A 7,499-nucleotide genomic window follows, 5' to 3' on the forward strand; every position below is an offset into this window, starting at 1 on the left:
TTTTGCTAACTTACGTATTTTACCGTAAATATCATACTCTACTTCCCAAGTTTTTTCTCCAGAAGAATTATACATTTCAACAGGAGTCCCTAAATAATCTGTGATAATAGAGTAGGTGTCGTTAGCTGTTATTTTTGCGGCTGGTTTTCTCCATTGCGCCAGCTCGCCTCTGCACTAAAATAGTCCACTGGACTATTTTTTGACGTTTGATCGCATCAAAAATCCAAGTGATAAGGTTGTCTAGTGGTTCTGGTTTGTCGTTTTCTAGTACTCCTTCTTCGTTATCAACTAGTTTTGGTCTGTCTTGTAAGTTGTATTGCCACTGTGTAGTGGTTGTATGAAATCAGCTACACTTCATAGAAGTGTGACAGTGAATTAAATTTATCGTGCGAATGAGAATTATTACATTTATATTAATTCAAAATACCATTCTAAAAATTCATTAAAATCATTCCATTTTGTTTCAACGATTCCTTTATTAAAATTTTCTAACTTTTCCCCTAATTCTAGTTCGATAACTTGTTTGGTGAGTCTATCATAAAAAAAACCACCTCCTCCTTCAAAGCTATCTAAAGGAATGAAAGATTGAGGTAAATTTAATATGTTATGTGTTCTTTTTAAATCTAATTCATAATTTGAATTTATAATAAACCAACATATCTGATAAATTTCTTTATTTCTACTATAAAATGTAACACTATCTTCAACATGAAGATAAAAAGTTGCAAATTCAGTGTCTAAATCAATATCTAATTCCTTTATGACATTTAAATAATTTTCTGTGTAGTTCTCATACCACCAACCATTACTTTTAAAATACTTTACTAATTTTTTTGATAACATATTTTTATTTATTTACAAGCCTTTGCATTCTTAGCTCTTTCTTTCCAATAAGCATCTCTGTCAATATCAAATTGACTCCTATTTACAGGATAATCTGGATGAGCATTTGGAAGATGAGGATGTAAAGCATTTGTGCCATAATATTTCTGATGTGTTGCAGCTGATAATTCAAATAAGCTACCATTAGCATTTTGCTTAGAGTGGTGTAAATTTATTTGAGAATATTTACCATCTTTGACTACAAAGGGAGAACGTCCCATTTCAGCAAGTTCTAAATTAGTTTTAATACCATCTCTAGTATTTACAGGTAAATCCCAATCAATATTTTGTTGAAAAACTGTATGAGTAGTTCCTGAAGGAGCATTAAATGAGGAAGGATTAAAAAAACCAGATAGGCCAAGTATGTCAACCCAAGTATTTATGTCACTCACATATGCATAAATATTAGGATTATTCCCAGCCAATCCTATAGGATCCTGCGATATATAAACCCCTTCCTCAGCAGCATAGTACCTAAACTCGTTATAGCTACGTTAAAATAAATCACTCTTTTTAGAGGTCAGTTCTTTTAAAAACTACTTTTTACATACTCCACAAAAAAACAAAGAACATATTCACACAAAAAAATCGCAAAAATCTAAAACAACTTTCTACGGTAAATATAAAAAAATGTAGCAGATTATCGGTTAATTATGTGCGTGTAAATTTGGGTACTGGTTAAAGTGCTGTGTCCTAAAAAACGTGCAATATTTTCTATTGGCATTCCTTTTTGTAGTAAATGTGTGGCGATACTGTGGCGTAAAATATGGAACGATAAGCGTTTTTCTTTTATTTCTTCGGCTTTAATTTGGCTGTGTAAATGTTTTAAATCTACGGTTACAGTTATTTGTTTTTGTATAAATAGTTTGTTGTGATTGCATTTTATAAGGTTTCTAAAATTGTACATATAATCTTGTAAAGCCTTATAAATACTGTCGCTCATTGGTATGATTCTATCTTTGTAATTTTTGCCTTGGTTTATAAAAATGGTTTTATTGTTAAAATTTAAGTCTTTGGCTGTTAGTTTAAATCCCTCACTTAATCGCAGACCACAACCATAAAAAAGCACAAAAACAAGCTGTAATTGTTGTTGTTTTAGTTCTCTGTGTTTGTAGTCGTAATTTGGGTAAAGTTCATTTATTTGGGCTTGTAAAACCTTTATTTCTTCAATAGTAAAAGGTTGGATTTTTCGTACTCTATTATCGTTATCAATAGTAATTCTTCGGTTTGTTGGTATTGGTGTGTTTGTTGCTCCCATTTGGTGCAAAAACTCCAGTAATTTATCTATTGCGGTAAAATAATCGTTTAAATAAGAAGCACTTAATTTGCCTTTAAATTTGCTGTCTGTTCGTGTTTCTTGATACTCAAAAAAAGTAGTAATATGGTTTTGATTGAGTTGATTTATAGCGGTTATATTTTGAGTATTTAACCACTTAAAAAAGTCGTTTACTCTGTTGCCATAATTGGTAATTGTTTTTTGATTAAAGCCTAAAGTATCAAGCCAAAAAATATACTGTTGTTGTATTTCTTTAAAACTATTCAGCATTTAAAAAGGGTTAAATTTTGTAATATCTTCGGCTAAATCTTCTATTAAATTGGGTAAATATTCTTCTGTACTTACTATGCTTTTGTGACCTGCTAAATATTGGGCTTTTCGTAATCCGTAGGTTTTTATCCAATAGGTTATTACTGAAGCTCGTAATTGTGCAAAATTGCTAAATTCTCTATCTATTTTTTTAAGTTTTTCAGATAATTTTATCAATGCAATTTTTGCGGTTCTTGCAGATTTTACATTTTGTTTTACAGGCAAAAACAACATATTAGTATCTTGATTTGTTATTATTTGCGGTCTTATTTCGTTTAGATATTGTATTAAGTTTCCTATTTGTGTTGCGTGTAAAGGCAAGTTTCTTGCGTTTCCTCTTGTAGTTCCTTTGGGTATGTTTATGATTGCTTTTTGTAGTTGTATATCGTCTGTTTGTAATTCTAAAACTTCTCTTGTGGTTAAACCTTGATTTATAAATAATTGTAACATTGTATAGTTACGCATTTGAGCTAAATAACTATTTTTATTAAGTATTTTATACGTTTCTAAACTTGTTTTTTCTTCTGCTTTTTTTACTTCTAATTGATAGTAATTATCGGCAAGCTGTGTGAGTTCTTCAAGGTTGTAAATGTGTTTTAGTTTACGTTTGTTAAGTCCTCGCAATTTTATTAAAGTAGTTGGATTGGTTGCTACTTCGTTTTGCTTTAGCAAAAAATCAAAGTAATGGCGTAAACTTATTAAAGCATTATTTCGGCTAATTGATTGTAATTTTTTGGTGTTTTTTAAGTAGCTTAAATAATGTAATATATCTTTTTTTTGGCAGTTAATGACTTGGCCATTGTGCCAGTTTTTAAAAAGGTTCTTTTGCCTTTTATATTCTTTAATGGTTACAGAACTTAAATTTTTGTTTTGTAAGTAAATCGTAAAATCTTCCATTTTCTATTTTTGTGTCGTCCTACTCTTAAGGCCTTATTATTGTTGAGTTTGCACGTTGGTCATAGGCTTTTGGCTTACTGTCTTACTGTTTTGCTTTTCGTACTCGTTTTTAATGTTTTCGAGATTACTATTTAAAGCATTTTCAATGCGGTTTTGTACGTCTGTTTGGTTGCCGAACTCAGTAAGTTTGTATAAATAGCCTTCTCGATTTTTGTTTCCTCCAACTACTTTTACATAGCTGTATAATTTTAATTCTTGTAAATAACGGTTTAGTGTTCTTGGGTGGATTGCTTTTGCTTTTCTAATGTCTAAAGCTGTAAATTGATTGGTTTTTGCTTCTGCTAAAAAATCTGTAAGCCAATGATAAAAACCTCTTGCAGTTGTGCTTAATTCGTCTGCTCTACGGAATAAGCTGTTTTTCAATAGTTTAAAAGCTAACTCAATATCGTTTGGGTGTGTTTTTATAAATATTTCGCCTGTGTTTTCGTCTGCTGTTTGTTCTCTTTGGTATTGAAAAAAATACGTGATTACTTCTATAAAATTGAGCAATAATAAAAGGCTTTTTCTTGGGTGTGCTATTTCGTTTGGCAATTCTATTAATGTTGCAAAAGGATTGATAATTGATACATTTTCAAGCGAAGTAATTAGGCATTTTAGTTCGTATTGAGTTTGTAAAATGCTTGTTGGTGCAACCAATCCAGCTTTGCATTTTTTTTGGTAGTTCATAATTGCAATATCTTGGCTTTGGCTGTGGTTTAAATGAATCATTAAAAATGGCAAACTCAAACTTTCGTAGTTTTTATCTGAATACGCACAAGCGAGTAAACAAAGATTTCCGTTTACCTCAAATGTTGTGCTGTGTAACATTCCGTCTTTGTCTTTTGTGGCTCTTGTTTTTACTAATTTTCCTTGACTTTGTAAAGTTGCTAAAGGCGTGAGCATTTGCGTAGTCCATTCTAAATCTTCAATTAAAAGTGCTTTGTCTTGTATTTCGATAGAATTAAAATAATATAAAGCGTTTGCAGAAATTTGAGTATGAAAACTGTACGAACCATTTGGCATACAATCGGCTAATTTTTGTAAAATGTAGCTTTTACCAATTCCACTTTTTGCCAAACACAAAACAGAAAAAGGATTACTAAATTTATGCGAAGCCAAAGCCAAAAATAAAATACTTGCGTTTTCGTCTTCGCCAATTATTCCTGTTGTGTTTAACTTTTCGGTTAGTTGCTTTAAAAGTGTTTTAGATTTTAGCGTTTTTAATGCTTGCTTTTTGTCTTCAATTGAAAGCGAAAACTGTGGTTTTCTAAGTTTTCCATTAAACTTTAATTCTTCCAGTCTGTAATCTTCAAGCTGTAAAGTGAGATTGTACAAAGTTTTGGAAACGTCCAACAATTTTACTTCCCATTTGTCGCAAAGCGTTCTAATTAATTTGTCTGTTTGATTGTCGTTATATAAATCAATTGTAGTTCTATAAATTGCGTCTTTTTGGTGCGAAACTCGAAGCGTGCAAACCATCCTTTCTACTTGGCTTAAATCTACTCCTCCCAAAATATCAACGGTTAAAAATGCGTTTTTAAAAGTGATAAAATTGGCGTTGTGTATCATTAAATTTTTCATTGTAAAAGTGTTTTATAAAACACTAATCTCACAATAAAAACAATACGAAATAGAAAAAGAAATGAACAGCAAAAACCCATTATTTGTAGTGTTTATGCGGTTTTTTGATGGGCTTTTTTGGGTGTTTTTTGTTTGGCTTTTGGCGTGTTGTTTTTAGAGGTTTTTACAGGTGTTTTTTACTTTTTATTTGCTTAATGCAGTTTTTTATTTTGCGAAGAAATTTGGGCTTTAATTTGGTGGTTTTTGGACTGTTTACAATCCGTTTTTTGATTTTTAAACCACTTTTTTAGCCGTAAAACGGCTTTTTTTTGGGGCTTTTTTCGCTCTGCTTCGCAGGGCTTTTTTTAACCGCTTTGCGGTTGGGCTTTTTTCTTTTTTTCGACTTCGCTCAATACAGGTTTTTGCCGTTGGCAAAATGGGGCTTTTTTTTGGCAGAAATTCCGCCAGTTTGGTTTTAGTTTACGTTGCAAACGATTCATTTTTTGCCTTAAAACCCAATATTTTTTGTTGCAATTCTAAACTCGATTTTTTTAAGTATTTAATGTTCGTTTTCTTGGAACTTTACATAATTTTAAACGATAGATTTATTGACAATTACGTCATTTTGTCGGTCTGTTTTTGTTGTGATTTTTTTAGCTTTTTAAATGTGATTTTTGGACTGATATTTGAGTTTGTAAAAGTCATTATTTCTATAAAGCGAAACGCTTTTTTAGATTTTCTTTTTAAACCGCTTTAGCGGTTTAGGGCTTTTTCTTTTTTTGTTCTGCTTCGCAGTACAATTTTTGTTTTTCTGCATTGCTTTGCAACGCATTTTTGGGCTTTTTTTTACGCCTTTGGCGTGAGGGCTTTTTTACGCTCTAATCGAGCGATTTTTTTTGAGTTTTTTAGTCGGTTTTATTTTTTGCTTTGCTTTTTTGTTTTTCTGCCTGCTTTTTGGGTTTTTAAATCTGTTTTTTTACTCATTTTAACCATTTTTTAGACACTATTTTTGTTTTTTTTGAACTTCTCATTTTCGGAATTTTTTCGGCTTTCTTTTTGGGCTTTTTTTATGGTGTTTTTGCCCATCAAAAAACCGCATAAACACTACAAATAATGGGTAAAAAACAAAAGAGGTAAAAAAGGGCGTAACGCCCGAAAACAAAGAGGTTGAAGCGAAAAAAGTTGTTGTTAATAACTTTTGCGAAAAGGCTCTAAAAACGAAGTTTTTGAGCAGAAAAAGCAACCTTTTTAGGTTGCTTTTTTCTCAATAAGTAATTCGTAAAAGTCTTTTAAATCCTTTTTAAGATGTTCTGTATAGTTTTTGCTAATTTCTTGAACAACTTTAAAAGCTTCATTTAAACTTTCATTATTTATATATGCAATGCACAAATACATTCGTAAATGATATTCTGTATAATTATCAAGTAGATACTCTTTTAAAATCTCGATATCTTGTAATTTATTTTTTAATTCAATCGCTAAATCTGTGAAACGCAAATACTTCTCTCTATTTTCTTCAACTTGTTCTACATTATCATAAGATTTAAACCAAAATCCTGTAATATCTATGCTGTGCTTATCGAGTATAGTTTTCCAATCTGTTATTTCCAGCGAAGACCTATTAAAATTATATGCTTCTCCTCCTTTATTTAAACGCAATTTATTATCAAAATTTTTAAATATCTGTTCTAAATTTTTATTAGTAAATCTGAATTTAATATGCTGAAAATAGCTATTACCTCTATTTTTTACATCAAAAATAAAATCCGTACGATAATCTTTATTATTGTATTTGTACAAATTAAGAGCCTTGTTAGATTTAAAGTGTTCTACCTCTAAACTTCCTCCTATTATTAGATTTATATTATTTAAAATTGAATCTTTCATTCTTATCCTTTTGGGTTTAAGACAATCGTAGTTATATCGTTTGTGGGTTGTCCTTTTAATGCATCAGGAACAGAATCCCCTGTTCCGAAAGTTCCTTGACCACTATCAATAAGAGCATCTTTATCTCTCTGTAAAGGACTTCTTCTAGCAGTATTACCCTTAACCTCTCCGTGATAAACTTTACCAGTTTTCTTATTTCTAAAGAGCGTATCCATATACCTATCTCCTTTGGAGGTTTTTACGTGTATTTGAGTACCAATTAAATCTACTTTAGGATTTTTCTCTAATTTATCTGCAATAATTTTTTCAAAGTCTTTTCCTGGCATTGAATCATCTGCCCCTTTTTTCATAAACTTACCATTAGAGTCTCTTGGTTGACAATCCAACCCAAAAACATCTACTAAACGGTTAGTGTCTCCTACAAAGGCATAAAAATTAAATTCACCAGAATGTAGTTCGGTTGGGTCTTTTGAGATATAAGTTCCACTATCGGGCGAGTAGTATCGATACCTGTTATAATACAACCCAATCTCCTCATCCTCATACTGTCCTTGGTATCTAAACGGACAATCACTTGCAACACCTTTTGCTAACTTACGTATTTTACCGTAAATATCATACTCTACTTCCCAAGTTTTTTCTCCAGAAG

Annotated in this window: 8 protein-coding genes and 1 pseudogene; all 9 read right to left on the reverse strand. The window is 31.0% G+C overall.

Features of this window, described 5'->3' with window-relative positions:
* Nucleotides 1-162 (reverse strand): RHS domain-containing protein (locus ACVC5O_RS05160; RefSeq protein WP_452220411.1); only part of this gene is annotated, 162 nt, incomplete at its 3' end.
* Nucleotides 163-408: 246 nt separating this feature from the next.
* Nucleotides 409-843, reverse strand: coding sequence for a hypothetical protein (locus tag ACVC5O_RS05165; protein ID WP_452220404.1), 435 nt, complete (start codon nucleotides 841-843; stop codon nucleotides 409-411).
* An 8-nt stretch (nucleotides 844-851) separates the two neighbouring features.
* Entirely contained in the window at nucleotides 852-1,274 is a 423-nt protein-coding gene (locus tag ACVC5O_RS05170; protein ID WP_452220405.1) for an HNH/ENDO VII family nuclease, read from the reverse strand.
* A pseudogene (locus ACVC5O_RS05175) lies at nucleotides 1,248-1,358 on the reverse strand (RHS repeat-associated core domain-containing protein); the annotation flags it as partial. The pseudogene ACVC5O_RS05175 and the gene ACVC5O_RS05170, both read right to left, overlap by 27 nt.
* Before the next feature lie 164 nt (nucleotides 1,359-1,522).
* Nucleotides 1,523-2,428: a tyrosine-type recombinase/integrase gene (locus ACVC5O_RS05180; protein ID WP_452220406.1), complete on the reverse strand. Its 906-nt coding sequence runs from the start codon at nucleotides 2,426-2,428 to the stop codon at nucleotides 1,523-1,525.
* Nucleotides 2,429-3,364, reverse strand: a complete 936-nt coding sequence (locus ACVC5O_RS05185) for a tyrosine-type recombinase/integrase (protein ID WP_452220407.1) — start codon at nucleotides 3,362-3,364, stop codon at nucleotides 2,429-2,431.
* A 36-nt stretch (nucleotides 3,365-3,400) separates the two neighbouring features.
* Nucleotides 3,401-4,984, reverse strand: a complete 1,584-nt coding sequence (locus ACVC5O_RS05190) for a hypothetical protein (RefSeq protein ID WP_452220408.1) — start codon at nucleotides 4,982-4,984, stop codon at nucleotides 3,401-3,403.
* Nucleotides 4,985-6,211: 1,227 nt separating this feature from the next.
* Nucleotides 6,212-6,850, reverse strand: a complete 639-nt coding sequence (locus ACVC5O_RS05195; protein ID WP_452220409.1) for a hypothetical protein — start codon at nucleotides 6,848-6,850, stop codon at nucleotides 6,212-6,214.
* Between the two features lie 2 nt (nucleotides 6,851-6,852).
* On the reverse strand, nucleotides 6,853-7,499 hold a 647-nt coding region (locus tag ACVC5O_RS05200; protein ID WP_452220410.1), incomplete at its 5' end, for an RHS repeat-associated core domain-containing protein.

The sequence above is a fragment of the Lacinutrix salivirga genome (genome assembly GCF_053604675.1).

Excerpts from the sequence above, each read along its gene's own strand:
- ACVC5O_RS05185 (WP_452220407.1), bottom strand. The coding sequence starts at position 3,364 with ATGGAAGATTTTACGATTTACTTACAAAACAAAAATTTAAGTTCTGTA.
- ACVC5O_RS05180 (WP_452220406.1), bottom strand. The coding sequence starts at position 2,428 with ATGCTGAATAGTTTTAAAGAAATACAACAACAGTATATTTTTTGGCTT.
- ACVC5O_RS05195 (WP_452220409.1), bottom strand. The coding sequence starts at position 6,850 with ATGAAAGATTCAATTTTAAATAATATAAATCTAATAATAGGAGGAAGT.
- ACVC5O_RS05165 (WP_452220404.1), bottom strand. The coding sequence starts at position 843 with ATGTTATCAAAAAAATTAGTAAAGTATTTTAAAAGTAATGGTTGGTGG.
- ACVC5O_RS05190 (WP_452220408.1), bottom strand. The coding sequence starts at position 4,984 with ATGAAAAATTTAATGATACACAACGCCAATTTTATCACTTTTAAAAAC.